We start from the raw sequence: 15,086 nt of genomic DNA, 5'->3' as shown, positions 1-15,086 counted from the left end.
ACCTCACCTTTGATTGGCTGCGCGTCGCGAAGATCTTGCTACGGCCGAAGTACTGGCTCGCAGTACTGCGGTGCAGCCCTCAAACGACTGCGACACGCGGTAGTGCAACCAGTTGGCTGCCACCTTGATCGAAAATGTGGCATGAACATAGCACGGGACTTATCAAGTAATAAGGTTCCTGTGGGGACCGTCACACACCTACCCGCGAGTAGGCTATCGCACCCCCACACGCATCGACGGCGTGGTCACCCGAAGACGTTCGACGGCAGCGCGCTTGCCAGGAGTTCTGGTCGGTGGAGCCATTCGCACCGGGCGCACTTGGCGTCGCGAACGGGCGATGCTGTCGGGGTCGGTCAGTGGTAGCTGGAGTCCGAGTCGTCGATACAGCTGCTCCTGCAGCATCCGCGGCGTCGGCACCGGTTTGCCGTTGTTCGTCGCGACGTCGCCGGGCATGGGGACCGGAACCGCTTTGGATACGGCGTCGTCGAAGTTCTTCCCGACCGGTACGCCCAGATCGCGGAGCATGATGCCGAGTGGGTTGCCGCCGTCGTAGACGTAGTAGCGGGTGTCGCCGTCGCGCCAATTCTTGACCTGCTTGAACTTCCCGACCTGCGGATAGATGAACGCGTGGACGTAATAGCCCGGCACGAAGTACAGCGCCGCCGCGGCCGGATCGGCAATCGGGTTCGCGAGTCCGCACACCGAATCGCCCCTGATGCAGTAGGAGATCACTTTGGTGCCCTTGAGGTCCGCGGGGTCGCGCGGCCCGTCGGTGGCGACGCCCGGGAGGAGGCTGGGTGCGACCGTATCGAGTCCGGTATTGGGGAATCGCGGGTCGGCGCCGAGCACGACGGTGAGTTTGCCGGGCGCGATCGCCCCCTCGTGAGTCAGCGTGTATGCGGCGTTCATCGCAACATTCGCCCCTTGCGAGAACCCGTTGATGATCACCGGCCGCCCGGCTCGCAACGCCGCGCGAGCCGCCAGCGCCGCCTTGTGCTCACCGGTCAGTTCCGAACTGTTGTAGGTTCCGACGCCGATGATGTTGAGGATCTTGGTCCCGACGATCACTCCGAACGACGCCGGATAGTCGATGATCTGCACCGGTCGATTGCCCCACCAGCGGTAGGTTCGGGCAACCTGGTCGATGCCGGTGGGATCACCGGTCCCGGGAATCAGAAGTACCTGGGCGTCGGGGGATCCGATGTCTGCGACGAACGCCGGAAGCGGCGCCTTCACCGGCGGGCGCCCGCTCGCAGCGTTCGCGGTACCCGCCAAAACACTCGAGACGGACACCGCCAGCGTGACTACAACCACCATCAGACGTTTCACACCTCTGAGACTAAGGAGTTGTCAGCACATTCACAGCATCAGTTTTAGGTCGACCGGCCAGGTTCATCCAAATGAAGTACAAATGTTTGCGAAACGAAATAACCGCTGGTCAAGCTACCCGCGAGTAGTCAGGCTACCGCCGGTGCGACCGCCAGCGCCGCAGCGTGCCGCCCCGCCCGACGACCGAAATACGACCCCTCGCCCAGTTGCGTTCCACTCGAGTAACCCTTGCCGTCCTGAGCGAGATTCGCCGCGCACGCTCCGGCAGCGTACAACCCGACGATGGGCGCTCCGGCGGCGTCGAGCACCTCGCTGTCGACGGTCGTCGCCAGCCCGCCGACGGTGAATCCGGAGTACATGGCCTTTCCGAGGCTCATGTCGAATGCCGCCCACGGCCCATTCGCTTGCGGCGCAAGGAATTCCGCACTCTTGTGGAAGTCCGGATCGTCGCCCCGCGCAGCGTCGGTGTTATAGGCGTCGAGCGTCGCGACCAGGTTGCCGGCCGGAATCCCGAGGTCGGTCTCCATCTCCTCGACGGTCTCCCAACCGTCGATGAACGGCGCCAGCGGGAACGCGGGCCGCTCGAGGTGCTCTTCGTCGACGATGAGATACGCCTTCTTGTCGGGCTGGTCCATCACGAATCCCGCGGTGCGCGAATGGTAGCTGTCTTCGGCGACGAACCGCTTTCCGTTCTTGTTCACGATTATGCCGGTGAGCAGGATCGACGGCGGGTAGACCGGCGCGGTGATGAAGGCCTGGTCCATGTGTTTGACGGCCGCACCAGCCGACTGCCCCAGCCGGATGCCCAATCCGTCGTCGTAGGTGGTGCCGAGCGTGTAGGACTGGTTCGCCAGCTGCGGCACGTGCTCGTTGACCATGTCTTCGTTGAGGACGTAGCCGCCAGCGGCGATCACCACCGCCCCGGCTTTGATGTAGCCCTCGGCTCCCGGTCGACGCCACTTCACCCCGACGACCCGTCCAGAAGCGTCGACGATGAGATTGCGCGCACCGGTGTCGACGCGCACCTCGACTCCGAGGCGGTCGAGTTCGGCGATCAACAGATCGATGACCATCGACGCACCGCCGGTGTCACCGGGAACCGGCACCTTGTGGCCACGCGGCGCGGGAACCGCGATGTTCTTGAACGGCCAGACCTTCTCGTTGCCCGTGAACATCAGCCCCTGTGTGCCCGGCTGGATGACCGCCTTCTCCGGATAGAAGCTGCGCTCGAACTTCAGCCCGAGGGCTTCGAGCCAGTTGAAATGTTCGACGCTGTCGACGCAGTAGGCGTGAATCTTCTCCGGCTCGGGCTCCAGCGATACCGCGGTGAGGTATTTCTCCATCTCCTCGGCGGAGTCCGGCTGGCCGGTCGCCTCTTGGACGGCGGTACCGCCGCCGAGATAGAAGTGACCACCGGCGAGCCGGGTGGTTCCACCGGTCTCCGCAGCCCGTTCGATCAGCAGCACTCTCGCGCCAGCGCGCGCTGCCTCCACGGCGGCACAACCGCCGGAGATACCCGACCCGACAACAAGCACGTCCACCTCGTCGGTGTACTCGTCGACGTCGGCGGCGCCGATCAACGGCGGTAGCTCGGTCTTTGTGCTGCCTACGGGCTGCGCGTCACTCATGCCGACAGCCTAGCTCAGTAGTAGAACATGTTCTAGTTCTTCGGTGAAGCGATCAGCCGGCCGGCGGTGCCGGGAGCTGCCCCGCATATTTCATCAGCGGATTCGACCGGTCGGGATAGTTGATCTCGCAATAGGTCACCGTCGGCAGATGCAAGACCAGACCCGTTGCAGGAGAGCACTTTCCAATATCCGCGACACCGCCGATGCGTCGCGTCACCTGCCAGGAGGTCAGGCCGTCGCATATCGACGCCCGCGCGACTGACAAGCCGCGATCGTTGACACTGTCGACCTATGGCCGCACCGGTCGAGTCGCGACGGCGCAGTTCGCTTCGGGATCAGGGCGGTTGCGCTGGGCTGGGAGAAAACCGTCCGAATACCGGGTCGCCGAGGGCAATTCGCCCCCGGTGACCAGCTATTTTCCCGATTTTCCCGACGGAGCACGACCCGTAGCCACGCTCGATAAGCTCGAACGCCGCCTGGCACTCATCGCAGGAATCGCTCGTCTCGGCATCCGAATCGATGAGGTTAGCGCACGAGTTGATAGCCCGCTTCGGAGACCGCGGTGGCGACGGCGTCGGCGTCGAGCTCGGACTCGCTGGACACCGCGACTGCGCCGGTCTTCACGTCGACCTGGACGTCGGTGACACCGTCGATCTCGGAGATCTCCTCGCGAACCGACGCAGCGCAGTGCCCGCAGGTCATGCCGGTCACGGTGTAATTGGAGATGGTCATGTCAGATTCCTTTCCGACTGTGGGAAATCACGACTTCACCAGGCGCGCAATGGCTTCCATGGCTTCGTCGATCTTGTCGCGCCCGGCGTCGCCGCCTTCTCGTGCGGCGTCGATGACGCAGTGATTCATGTGGTCTTCGAGTAGGCCCAGGCTGACCGCCTGCAACGCCTTGGTCATCGCGCTGACCTGCGTGAGGATATCGATGCAGTAGGCCTCTTCTTCGACCATGCGCTGCAGCCCACGGGCTTGCCCTTCGATCCTGCGCAGCCTGCGCAGGTATGCGTCCTTCTCGCCCATGTAGCCGTGATGTGAATGCTCGGTCACGTCGCCTCCTTGCCTCCGATATACCCCCTACAGGTATACACGCGACAAGACGGAATTGCTACCCCTAGGGGGTATCAGCAACCATCACGTCAGACGACAGCGCACGCCTCGGCGACCACCGAGCCGTCATACCCGAATGTGCGCGACACCCCGGTCGCATCGGTATCGGGATAGTCGGTCCGCGAATGACACCCGCGCGACTCTCGACGCGCGAGCGCAGCCGCGACCACCGCCCGAGCGGTCAGCGTGAGCGCGGCGTCTTCCAGGTCGTGTACCGACCCCATCGCACGTCGCGGCGCAGCATCGAGGACGGCCGCGACCTCGGCCAGGCCGTCCGCGCAGCGTCGAAGAGCGACCGAACCAGACATCAAGTCCTGCAATGACTTCCGGTCCAGCGCCGCCCGCTGCCCGACGCTGGGTACCGCCACTTCGACGACCGGCATCCCCCGGCGTCGGACGGCTTGCGCTGCGGCCTTGCGCCCCATCACCAGCCCCTCCAGCAGGCTGTTCGACGCCAGGCGATTGGCCCCGTGCAATCCGGTTCGGGCCACCTCGCCTGCCACCAGCAGACCCGGCACCGACGTCTGCCCCGACGGCGTCGCCACCACTCCGCCACACAGGTAGTGCGCGCCGGGGACCACCGGAATCCGTTGCGGCACAGCACCGGCGCCGGGAGCGGACCGGATGTCACCATCGTCGGCGAGCCCCGCGGCTCGGATTCCGGCGGTCACCGTCGGGAAGCGCCGCTCGAAGTCGTCGACGTCGGAGATGTCGAGGAAGACGCAGTCGTCGCCGCTGCGATCCAACGACGCCTCGACGGCCCGCGACACGACGTCGCGCGGAGCGAGATCACCCATCGGATGCACACCGGCCGTGACCGATTCGCCGCCCGCATCGACGAGCCGTCCGCCCTCGCCGCGCACCGCCTCGCTGATGAGGGTGCGCCGGCCGCGAGCTCCGGGGACGTAGAGCATCGTCGGATGGAACTGGATGAATTCGAGGTCGGCGACAAGCGCGCCCGCCCGCAGCGCCAGCGCGATGCCGTCGGCGGTGGCACCCGCCGGATTGGTGGTGGCCGCGTAGAGGTGCCCCGCCCCACCGGTGGCGAGCAAGACGGTCGGGGCGTAGACGGCGTGGACGTCAGGGGCGTCGGCGACGCGGTACGTCGCCCCCACAACGGTTCCGTCCGCCAGCAGTAGATCGGTGACCACAGCATCGTCGATACAGGTCAGCGCCATGTTCGACGCCGCGCTCACCGCCTGCCCGAGTGCACGCTGCACCTGCGCTCCGGTGGCGTCGCCGCCTGCGTGAATGATGCGGCGCACACTGTGCCCGCCCTCACGGGTGCGGCGGAAGGCGCCGTCTGCATCACGGTCGAAGTCCGCGCCGCGGGCAACCAACTCTACGATGGCAGGCCAGGCGTCGGCGACGATCGGTCGTGTCGCATCCGCGTCGGTCAGCCCGGCACCGGCCGCGAGGGTGTCGGAAACATGCAGGTCAATAGAGTCTTCCGGGTTGTCCGGCTCGACGACTGCGATGCCGCCCTGCGCGTAGAAGGTCGACGTCGACTGCTCGTGGCGGTCTGGTTTCCAGTGCGGCCCCTTGTTGAGCACGACGACCCGCAGGCCCGCCGACGCCGCGGACAGTGCCGCGGTGAGTCCGGCGATTCCCGCACCGATGACCACCAGGTCGGCGTCTGCGCGCTTGCCCATGCCAACCACCTCCAGAGTTTTCGACTGTCAATCGAAAACTTATCCGAGGGGTGCGGACAGTTCAAGCCCCTGGCGGTGATCGACTACCGCGAACGCCGCAGGAGCTGGGCGTTCAGCGCGACGATCACCGTCGAGGCCGACATCAGGATCGCCCCGACCGCCATCGGCATCACGAAGCCGATCGGCGCGAGCACGCCCGCCGCCAGCGGAACCGCCACCAGGTTGTAACCCGCTGCCCACCAGAGATTCTGCTTCATCTTCCGATACGACGCCGCGGACAGGCTGATGGCCGACACCACCGCACGCGGATCGTCGCCGGCCAGAATCACGCCCGCCGATCCGATGGCGACGTCGGTTCCGGCGCCGATGGCCACCCCGACGTCGGCGCGGGCGAGTGCCGGGGCATCGTTCACGCCGTCGCCGACCATCACCACCGTCGCTCCCGTCGACTGGAGTTGCGCGACCTTCGACTCCTTGTCCTCCGGCCGGACCCCGGCGTAGACGCGGTCGATGCCCAGCTGCGCCGCGACCCGATGAGCGACCGAGGGCGCGTCGCCGGTGATCATGACCGGCTCGATTCCCTTGGCACGCAACGCCGTTATCGCTTCGGCGGACTCCGGCCTGATCTCATCCGCCAACGCCAGGGCACCGGCGATCTCACCGTCGACCACGACATGCAGCACGGTAGTGCCTCCGTCGATCCACTCCTGGGCTTCATCGAGTGCGGAAAGCGATTCCTGCGCAAGAAGATTCGGTCCACCGACGGCGACGTCGCGGCCGTCGACAGTGGCCTGCACCCCGACGGCCGCGTTCGCAACGAAGCCAGAGGCTTTGTGCTGCCGCAGCTTTCGCAGCTCGGCAGCGTCGACGACGGCCCGCGCCAGCGGATGCTCGCTGTCGCGCTCCGCTGCGGCGGCCAATTCGATCACGTCGTCGACATTCCACCCCGACGCCGCGCGAACGTCGACGACGGCCGGTTCGCCGCGCGTCAGGGTGCCGGTCTTGTCGAACAGCACGACTGTGGCGTTCCGCAAAGTCTCAAGGGCCACACGGTCTTTCACGAGCACACCCATCTTGGCCGCCCGTTCGGTCGCGATGGCGACGACGAGTGGAATGGCCAAACCGAGCGCGTGCGGGCAGGCGATGACGAGCACGGTGATCGTCCGGATGATCGCATTGTCGGGCTGCCCGAGCGCGGTCCACACGACGGCGGTGATAGCCGCCGACGCCAGCGCGAACCAGAACAGCCAGCCCGCCGCCCGATCGGCGAGACGTTGTGCGCGCGACGTCGAATTCTGCGCCTGCTCGACGAGGCGTGCGATGCCGGAGAGCGCGGTGTCGTCGCCGACCGCGGCGATACGGACGCGGACCGCGGTGTCTGCCGCGACGGTGCCCGCGACCACGACGTCACCTGGCGCCCGACGCACCAGCGTCGACTCGCCGGTGATCATCGATTCGTCGAAATCTGCTGCACCGTCGATGATTTCACCGTCGGCGGGCACTCGACCGCCCGGCCGCACGATCACGACGTCGCCGATCCGCAAGTCCGTCGGCGCAACCGTCTCGACGACGTCGCCGTCGAGGCGCTCGGCTTCGTCGGGCAGTAGCGCCGCCAGCGAGTCGAGTGCCGACGTGGTCATCGCGAGTGAGCGCATCTCGATCCAGTGCCCGGCGAGCATGATGACGATCAGCAGGGCGAGCTCCCACCAGAAGTCGAGGTCGTGCGCGACGACGCCGAGCGCCGCGAGCCACGACGCGACAAACGCCACACTGATCGCCAACGCGATCAGAGTCATCATGCCGGGCTTGCGGCCGCGCAGCTCCCCGACCGCGCCGACGAGGAACGGTTTGCCGCCCCAGCCGAACATGACCGTGCCCAAGATCGGCGAAACCCATTGCAACCAAGGCCATTCGGGAAGGTCGTAGCCGACTATCGACGCGAACATCATGCTCGCGAACACAGTCGGGACGGCGAGCACCGACATGATCGCGAAGAGCCGGCCGAACTGCGCGGCGTGGTCGGCGTGACCGCCCGCATGTCCGGTATGAGCACCGGCGTGCGCGGCGTGGTGGTTGTGCTCAGTATGTGGCCCGGGCATCTGGTGCTGAGGGTGATCATGGGTCGTCATGTCCATGCCACCGTTGTATACCCCTAGGGGGTATTGGTCAAGGCGTGGTTCGCCCCGCTGTTGTTCGAGCGGTCGAGTTGCGAGATCTCGATGTGCCGGCGGGCTCGCTGTGCTCGCACGCCGCCACTCGATCACCCACAAAGGCCCGCGGCATGGTCACCCCCACGCCGCCGCTCGGTCAGCCAGAAATCAAGACCGCCCCTCCGACTCCCCGCCCAAAGTCGCCATGTCGATGACGAATCGGTAGCGCACGTCGCTCGCGACCACCCGGTCATAGGCGTCGTTGATCTGTTCGGCCGAGATCACCTCGACTTCGGAGCCGACGCCGTGCTCCGCGCAGAAGTCGAGCATCTCCTGCGTCTGCGCGAGCCCGCCGATCATCGAGCCGGCGAAACTCCGCCGATTACGGAGCAGCGCACCGGCTTTCACGTCGATCGGATTCTCCGGAAGTCCGAGTTCGACGAGCGTGCCGTCGATCGCAAGCAGCCCGAGGTATTTGGAGATGTCGATATTCGCCGACACCGTATTGAGGATCAGATCGAACGAATTGCGCAGTGCGCGAATGGTTTCCGGGTCGCCGGTGGCGTAATAGTGGTCGGCTCCGAGCCGCAGACCGTCTTCCATCTTCTTCAGCGACTGTGACAGCACGGTCACCTCGGCGCCCATCGCGTGCGCCAGCTTGACTCCCATATGGCCCAGCCCGCCCAGCCCGATGACCGCGACGCGCTTACCCGGGCCCGCGTTCCAATGGCGCAGCGGGGAGAACAGCGTGATCCCCGCGCACAGCAGCGGCGCCGCGACGTCGAGCCCGATGCCCTCGGGGATCGAGCAGACGAAGTTCTCATCGACGACGATCTCGGTCGAGTACCCGCCCTGCGTCAGTTCACCGTCGCGGCCGCGCGCCGCATAGGTACCCACCGAGCCACGCTCGCAGTACTGTTCCTCACCGGCCAGGCAGGAGGCGCACTCGCGGCACGAGTCGACGAGGCACCCGACACCGACACGTTCGGCGACCTTGAACCTGGTCACCTCGGCTCCGACTGCGGCGACGATTCCGGCGATCTCGTGTCCGGGAACCACCGGATAGGGCGCCGGCCCCCATTCGCTGCGGGCGGTGTGGATGTCGGAGTGACAGATACCGCAGTAGGCGATGTCGATCCGGACGTCGTGGGGACCGAGCGCGCGACGTTCGATCGTCGTCGCGGCCAGGGGCCGATCGGCCGAGGTGGCGGCGTAGGCGGCGACGGTGCGGGCAGCGGTATCGGAGGAGGTATTCGACATGCGTTCCACACTCCCACGCCCCATCGAGACGCGTGTCACCGAATGCGCCTATGTCTTGGCTCACTTCCACCCGACGAGGTGGCAGACTCCACAGCTCAACCTGCTCGGATTGACATCGCGGCCGGTCAGCGGCATTAGAATCTCCCACGGTGAGTACACAGTCTAAGTCCCGTGAGCGTTCGACGCTGCCCGCGGTGTCCCCGGTATCCGAGGTGGCACGGCTCGCGTCGGCGTTGACGCATACGGCCGCCGGCGTCGGGCGGTTCGCCCTGCACACCGCAGACGATGCGCTGCACGGCAAACTTCCATCGGCGCAGCGGGCCGCGCACGAGGTGGTCGAGACGTTCGAGCACCTCGGCCCGACCTACGTGAAACTCGGTCAGCTGATCGCGTCGAGCCCCGGCGTCTTCAGCGACACCCTGGCCGGTGAATTCGAAACACTACTCGACCAGGTCACTCCCGCCGACTCCGACGACGTCGCCGAGGTCTTCCGCCGCGAGTTCGGCAAAACGCCCGACGAGGTGTTCGCAACATTCGACCCCGTTCCGATCGCCTCGGCGTCGATCGCCCAGGTGCACACCGCGACGCTGCCGACCGGCGAAGAGGTGGTCGTCAAGATCCAGCGGCCGGGGATCGCCAAACGCCTCGCCCCCGACGTCGCATTACTCGAACGCGTCGCAGGCATCGTCGAACTGTCCGACTACGGGAAGATGCTCAGCGCGCGCCACGTCGTCGAAGACTTCGCCGACGGCCTCGACGCCGAACTCGATTTCCTCAACGAGGCGTCGACGATGCAGGAGTGGTTCGACTGCCTGCAACCCGGCCCTTTCGGTGACCGCGTCCGCGTGCCCGCCGTCTACCGGGACTATTCGACGCCGCGCGTGCTCACCATGGAACGGATCTACGCTACCCGGATCGACGACGTCGACGCGGTGCGTGCCGCGGGACACGACGGTACCGAACTCTGCCGCAACCTGCTGCTTTCCCTGTTGGACTCCGCATTTCACGGCGGTCTGTTCCACGGTGATCTGCATGCGGGCAACGTCCTGGTCGACGACGACGGCAAACTCGTGCTCCTCGACTTCGGCATCGTCGGACGGTTCACTCCGCGGACCAGGCGAATTCTGCGCCAGCTCGTCGTCGATCTGATCGTCAAGAAGGACTACGACTCCGCGGGTCGGGCGATCTTCCTGCTCGGCGCCGTGCACAAACCGGGATCGACGGCGAAGGGCGGCGACGACTTGAAGAAGGTCACCGCGCCGCTGTCGACGACGGCGCTCAACGACATGTCCTACACCGACCTGGGCCGCCAGATGGCCGCGGTAGCCAAGGCGCACGACGCTCGCCTGCCCCGCGAGCTGGTGTTGGTGGGCAAACAGTTGCTGTACGTCGAGAAGTACATGAAGCTGTTGGCACCGCGCTGGAAGGCCGTCGGCGACAAGGAGATCTTCGGTTACATGGCTGGAATCATGAAGGAAGCCGAGCGAGATCGTCGTCGAGGCCCGAATTAACAATTGGCAACAGTGGCCTCAGGAGTCACAAATGTCACCCAGGTGCCTATAGGCTTGACGGAGTTGTGCTCATCGGGGTTGATTCCGGCACGCGCACCACGCACCCGAATACAAGGAGAACGATGAAACGACTGTGGTCCGCACTGCCCGCCTTCTTCGGCGTCGCGTGCATCATGGCGGCAATCGCGACCGCGTTCTATCTGGTCCCGCAGATGCGCGTGGTGCCCCTGGATCTCGACATCACGTCCAACGCGCAGACCGTCTCCGCTGACGGCACGACGAACGACCGCTTTCCGGCCGTGATCTTCGACCGGTGCTCGCTCACCGAGAAGAAGGTGCGCCAGTTCGACGCCGCGCTGACCCAACAGCGCCGATCCGTCATCGTCGATCCCTCCGACAGCCGACAGGCCACCGTCCAGTCGGCCCAGTCGGTCATCATCGACCGCACCCGAGGCGCGGACGGCAAGGAGTCCACCCCGACTGTCGGCGCCGCCAATGCCGAACGCACCTGCAGCGACGGCCTGCTGACCGCGACCATCGACCGTGTCTCGGTGAACCGAAAGACGTCGGTGCCTAACGGCACCATCGCCTCCATCCAGCTCGAATCCGTGCCCGAGGGCGCGTCGGTGAAAGACGTCTCGGTCGACGCACCCCGGCAGGGCTTTCAGTACAAGTTCGGGTTCGACGTCAAGAAGCGCGATTATCTCTACTACGACCTGAACACGCGCACCGACAACGCGGCCAAGTTCTCCGGCGAGAAGGTCATCAACGGCGTGACGACCTACGAGTTCGTCAGTGAAGTCCCCGAGACGGACCTGTCGAATCTGCCCAACGCTCAGGGCGAAGCGGCACTGGGGACCATGCTCACCATGCCGGCGAGTTGGTGGGGCATCACCGGCAAAGACGTCAAGCCCGCCGACATGATCACCCTGCACCGCTACGCCAAGGCGACCCGTCACGTCTTCGTCGAGCCGAAGACCGGCACCATCGTCGACGGCCGCGAAGACCAGCATCAGTACTTCATGTCTCCCGACCAGAGCGAAGACACCCCGGAAGCCGTGCGCAACTATCGCCTCGACGCGCTCAAAGGCACCTTCCAGTGGGACTCCGCAACCGTGACCCGCCAGACCGACAAAGCGGCGGGCTACGTTCGGCAGCTCCAGTGGGGTGGCGTCTACCTGCCCATCGCGCTCGCTGTGATCGGCGTCGCTCTGCTCGGGCTGTGGGTCGCACTGTTCCTGCGCGGCCGCAAGCGTGACAACTCCGCCGTCGGCCCGGGCCACAACGACGACCCCAGCGGTGGCGACGGAGGCCCCGGAGTCGATCCTCAGGACGGTCCCGGACCAGCCGGCGGCTACGCGCCCGGCGTCGTCTCCCTCGACAAACACGACGATCAGCCGACGACGGTCCTGCCCACCGACTACTCCAACACCCCGTATACGTCGTCGCTGACCGAGAGCGGTCGCCACCAGCGCATCGACGACGCCGGCTGGGCACCCTTCGCCGATCAGCAGCCCTCGGCATCCGGCCCCTATCGGACCGATCCCTACGGCGGCGATCGCTTCGCCGGAACGCAGAGCTACGGCAGTGAGCCGTGGGCTCGTGAACCGGCGCCAGTTCAGCGCCCGTTCGGCGACGAATACGCCGGCGACTACGGGACCACCGAGGCCTACAGCTCGAACGACTCCCAGAGCGCCGCCTACGACTACACGCAACCGGCCTACTCGAACGACCAGCCCACCGAGCAGACGTCCAACGTGGCTCGGTCGACGGCGAACCGCGACCAGCGCTCCGATGACGACACCGCCATCATTCCGACCGAAGAGGCAAGCCGCGAAGGCCGCCACTCCGGCGCCTACAACACCACCGCCGCGGCCTACTATTCGCCACCCGGCGACGACGCGGGCCCGGCGGTCCGACGCCACGTGGAGCCCGGCGAACCTCGCTGACGGCTCGCATCCGCTGGTCGAGTGCCGAAGCGAGGCGACCACCTCGCTCCCCGAGTGCCGAAACGAGGCGACCACCTCGCTCCCCGAGTACCGAAATGAGGCGACCACCTCGCTCCCCGAGTGCCGAAGCGAGGCACGAGCTTCGGTGTAACGAGCCTCGACACCGCTTCGCTGGTGGACGCGATAATGCAAGATGCCATGTCCAGTCAAACCCCTGAACTGCGGAGACGTGGCATCTTCCTTACAGACGTGGCATCTTCCTTACAGGGGCACGCACCCACCTCGCTCCCCCAGTGGCCGAAACGAGACGACCACCTCGCTCCCCGAGTGCCGAAGCGAGGCACGAGCTTCGGTGTAACGAGGGGCACGCACCCACCTCGCTCCCCGAGTACCGAAACGAGGCAACTACCTCGCTCCCCGAGTGCCGAAGCGAGGCACGAGCTTCGGTGTAACGAGGGGCACGCACGCAATCCGACAGACAGTGGTGAAGATCTCCAGGCGCGCACCCAGCAGGTGCATTCGACGGTTGCGCTGATGCTGCAGTCCTGTTAAGCCAAGACTCACCGAAATCCGTTGCCTCACCATGGTTTCGACACGCTCGTCGCTAACGCTCCTCACGGCTCAACCAGCGGACGGGACCCACTGTCGGTGGATCCAGGCCGAGTGCCGAAGCGACGCGACCACCTCGCTCCCCGAGTGCCGAAACGAGGCGACCACCTCGCTCCCCGAGTGCCGAAGCGAGGCACGAGCTTCGGTGTAACGAGGGGCACGCACGCACCCGCTCGCCGAGTGCCGAAAGCGAGTCGACCACCTCGCTCCCCGAGTGCCGAAGCGAGGCACGAGCTTCGGTGTAACGAGGGGCACGCACCCACCCGCACCCGACCCGAAACACCCACCGTGCGTACGGCTTTCACCGCTGGCCGCTTCTAATGCGCCGGATAGGCGTGTACCAACGCCGACGTCAGGTGCGGCACCTTCTCCACGAGCACTGCCTGCGCGTCATGGGCGATCGAATGCGCTTGTGCGAGAGTTAATTTCGCGTCGACGTCGAGCTCGACGTCGGCGTACAGCCGATGCCCCACCCATCGCATCTTGAGCGAATGCACCCGCCCGAGACCGGCTCCGTCGAGCACTCGCTCGGCGTCGTCGACGATCGACGGATCGACGCCGTCGAGCAGTCGGCGGAACACCTCACGCGCCGCGGTCCACAGCACTCCGAAGATCGCAACTGAAATCACCAGTCCGACAATGGGATCCGCCAGCGGAAAGCCCATCCACACGCCGAGCGCACCGACGACCACGGCCAACGAAGTCAGACCGTCGGTGCGCGCGTGCAGTCCGTCGGCGATCAATGCCGCCGATCCGATCCGACGCCCTACTCGGATCCGGTAGATCGCCACCACCTCGTTACCGATGAAGCCGACGACACCCGCGAGCGCCACCCACCCGAGATGGTGAAGTTCCACCGGGTTGATGAGACGCCGCACGGCTTCGACGAATGCGACGACCGCTGAGATCGTGATCATCGCGAGCACGAACAGACCGGCGAGGTCTTCGACGCGACCGAAGCCGTAGGTGAATCGTTTTGTCGCACTCCGACTTCCGAGCGCGAACGCGATCCACAGCGGGATGGCGGTGAGCGCGTCGGAGAAATTGTGGACGGTATCTGCGGCCAGCGCGATCGAGCCGGACACCAGAACGATCAACAGCTGCAAGACGGCGGTCACACCCAGGACCACCAGACTGATCTGCACCGCACGGATGCCGACCCGGTCGTTGGTCATCGCGTCGTCGATACGGTCGGCCGAGTCATGGCTGTGCGGCAGCAGCAGATGCCGCACAGTGCCGATCACACCACTGTGCCGATGATCGTGGCCGTCGTCATGCCCATGGCCGTGCGAGTGGCCGCGTGAATGATCATCGCCGTGCAAGTGATCACGGCCGTGCTCGTCGTGGTCGTGCCCGTGGCCTGAATGCATATGCGAATCGTGCGAGTGCGCGTGTCCGTCATCGTGAACGTGCCCGGCGTCGTGCAGGTTCTCACTCATCACGCGCCTCCTGCAAGACCCTCGTGCAGCGCGCGCAGCCCGGCGTCGGATGCGTGATGCGCGGGCACTCCGGGGCTTGCGTGTTCGGCGTTGTGTACGGCGTCGACGACGAGCTGCCGGACGTGCTCGTTCTCGACGGTGTAGTAGATCGTGGTTCCCTCACGCCGGGTGCGGACCAGTCGTGCCATGCGCAGCTTCGCGAGGTGCTGGGACACCGATGGCGCCGCCTTACCCACCTCGTCGGCGAGCTCACTCACCGACAGCTCGCGGTCGCGTAGCGCCCACAGCAGGCGCACACGCGTGCCGTCGGCGAGCATACGGAACACTTCGACGACGAGGCCGATCTGATCGTCGTCGAGCCGACGTCGGCAAGAATCATTACCTGCATTCATACGCAGATAATAGCGTAGTCCGACGTCGGGTCGCGACACAGAAAAGGCCGG

12 protein-coding genes are annotated in these 15,086 nt (G+C 65.8%); 2 read left to right on the top strand and 10 right to left on the bottom strand.

The window, feature by feature from the left end; genetic code table 11:
* Positions 1–213: 213 nt before the first annotated feature.
* The 8 genes from HH308_RS10695 to HH308_RS10660 all read right to left on the bottom strand — a co-directional run bounded on the left by HH308_RS10695 (position 214) and on the right by HH308_RS10660 (position 9,135).
* A complete protein-coding gene (locus HH308_RS10695; protein WP_170194189.1) occupies positions 214–1,317 on the bottom strand; it encodes a PE-PPE domain-containing protein in 1,104 nt (367 codons plus the stop codon).
* Positions 1,318–1,457: 140 nt separating this feature from the next.
* Positions 1,458–2,957 carry an FAD-binding protein gene (locus HH308_RS10690; protein ID WP_170194188.1) on the bottom strand — a complete coding sequence of 500 codons (1,500 nt, stop codon included), beginning with the start codon at positions 2,955–2,957 and terminating at the stop codon, positions 1,458–1,460.
* Between the two features lie 52 nt (positions 2,958–3,009).
* Positions 3,010–3,222 (bottom strand): hypothetical protein, encoded by a 213-nt coding sequence (locus HH308_RS10685; RefSeq protein ID WP_170194187.1) that lies wholly within the window; start codon positions 3,220–3,222, stop codon positions 3,010–3,012.
* A gap of 260 nt (positions 3,223–3,482) precedes the next feature.
* Positions 3,483–3,689 (bottom strand): heavy-metal-associated domain-containing protein, encoded by a 207-nt coding sequence (locus tag HH308_RS10680; protein WP_170194186.1) that lies wholly within the window; start codon positions 3,687–3,689, stop codon positions 3,483–3,485.
* 27 nt (positions 3,690–3,716) lie between these two features.
* On the bottom strand, positions 3,717–3,986 hold the full coding sequence (locus HH308_RS10675; RefSeq protein ID WP_170194278.1) for a metal-sensitive transcriptional regulator: 270 nt from the start codon (positions 3,984–3,986) through the stop codon (positions 3,717–3,719).
* A gap of 116 nt (positions 3,987–4,102) precedes the next feature.
* Positions 4,103–5,725, bottom strand: coding sequence for an L-aspartate oxidase (gene nadB, locus HH308_RS10670; RefSeq protein WP_170194185.1), 1,623 nt, complete (start codon positions 5,723–5,725; stop codon positions 4,103–4,105).
* Positions 5,726–5,808: 83 nt separating this feature from the next.
* The gene (locus HH308_RS10665; protein ID WP_376767212.1) at positions 5,809–7,854 is read right to left on the bottom strand and encodes a heavy metal translocating P-type ATPase; all 2,046 of its coding nucleotides are present in this window, start codon (positions 7,852–7,854) and stop codon (positions 5,809–5,811) included.
* 189 nt (positions 7,855–8,043) lie between these two features.
* The gene (locus HH308_RS10660) at positions 8,044–9,135 is read right to left on the bottom strand and encodes an NAD(P)-dependent alcohol dehydrogenase (protein ID WP_170194183.1); all 1,092 of its coding nucleotides are present in this window, start codon (positions 9,133–9,135) and stop codon (positions 8,044–8,046) included.
* A 149-nt stretch (positions 9,136–9,284) separates the two neighbouring features.
* Here HH308_RS10660 and HH308_RS10655 point away from each other — a divergent pair, with 149 nt between their 5' ends.
* Together HH308_RS10655 and pgfA are read left to right on the top strand one after the other, a co-directional pair.
* The gene (locus tag HH308_RS10655) at positions 9,285–10,646 is read left to right on the top strand and encodes an ABC1 kinase family protein (RefSeq protein WP_170194182.1); all 1,362 of its coding nucleotides are present in this window, start codon (positions 9,285–9,287) and stop codon (positions 10,644–10,646) included.
* A 122-nt stretch (positions 10,647–10,768) separates the two neighbouring features.
* Entirely contained in the window at positions 10,769–12,595 is a 1,827-nt protein-coding gene (gene pgfA / locus HH308_RS10650; protein WP_170194181.1) for a cell envelope lipid trafficking protein PgfA, read from the top strand.
* A gap of 926 nt (positions 12,596–13,521) precedes the next feature.
* On the opposite strand, the gene HH308_RS10645 is transcribed toward pgfA, so the two are convergent.
* Both HH308_RS10645 and HH308_RS10640 read right to left on the bottom strand, forming a co-directional pair.
* Positions 13,522–14,574: a cation diffusion facilitator family transporter gene (locus tag HH308_RS10645; RefSeq protein ID WP_211188394.1), complete on the bottom strand. Its 1,053-nt coding sequence runs from the start codon at positions 14,572–14,574 to the stop codon at positions 13,522–13,524.
* A 68-nt stretch (positions 14,575–14,642) separates the two neighbouring features.
* A complete protein-coding gene (locus HH308_RS10640; protein WP_170194180.1) occupies positions 14,643–15,035 on the bottom strand; it encodes an ArsR/SmtB family transcription factor in 393 nt (130 codons plus the stop codon).
* Between the last annotated feature and the right edge of the window lie 51 nt (positions 15,036–15,086).

Source organism: Gordonia asplenii, from assembly GCF_012933505.1.
Classification (GTDB): Bacteria; Actinomycetota; Actinomycetes; order Mycobacteriales; family Mycobacteriaceae; genus Gordonia; species Gordonia asplenii.
The sequence above is the reverse complement of the archived record's forward strand: the minus strand, read 5'-3'. Positions and strand labels throughout refer to the sequence as shown.

Bases quoted from the DNA above. Each gene is read 5' to 3' on its own strand.
- HH308_RS10695 (WP_170194189.1), bottom strand. From the start codon at position 1,317: ATGGTGGTTGTAGTCACGCTGGCGGTGTCCGTCTCGAGTGTTTTGGCG.
- HH308_RS10690 (WP_170194188.1), bottom strand. From the start codon at position 2,957: ATGAGTGACGCGCAGCCCGTAGGCAGCACAAAGACCGAGCTACCGCCG.
- HH308_RS10680 (WP_170194186.1), bottom strand. From the start codon at position 3,689: ATGACCATCTCCAATTACACCGTGACCGGCATGACCTGCGGGCACTGC.
- HH308_RS10675 (WP_170194278.1), bottom strand. From the start codon at position 3,986: ATGGGCGAGAAGGACGCATACCTGCGCAGGCTGCGCAGGATCGAAGGG.
- nadB (WP_170194185.1), bottom strand. From the start codon at position 5,725: ATGGGCAAGCGCGCAGACGCCGACCTGGTGGTCATCGGTGCGGGAATC.
- HH308_RS10665 (WP_376767212.1), bottom strand. From the start codon at position 7,854: ATGACGACCCATGATCACCCTCAGCACCAGATGCCCGGGCCACATACT.
- HH308_RS10660 (WP_170194183.1), bottom strand. From the start codon at position 9,135: ATGTCGAATACCTCCTCCGATACCGCTGCCCGCACCGTCGCCGCCTAC.
- pgfA (WP_170194181.1), top strand. From the start codon at position 10,769: ATGAAACGACTGTGGTCCGCACTGCCCGCCTTCTTCGGCGTCGCGTGC.
- HH308_RS10645 (WP_211188394.1), bottom strand. From the start codon at position 14,574: ATGCATTCAGGCCACGGGCACGACCACGACGAGCACGGCCGTGATCAC.
- HH308_RS10640 (WP_170194180.1), bottom strand. From the start codon at position 15,035: ATGAATGCAGGTAATGATTCTTGCCGACGTCGGCTCGACGACGATCAG.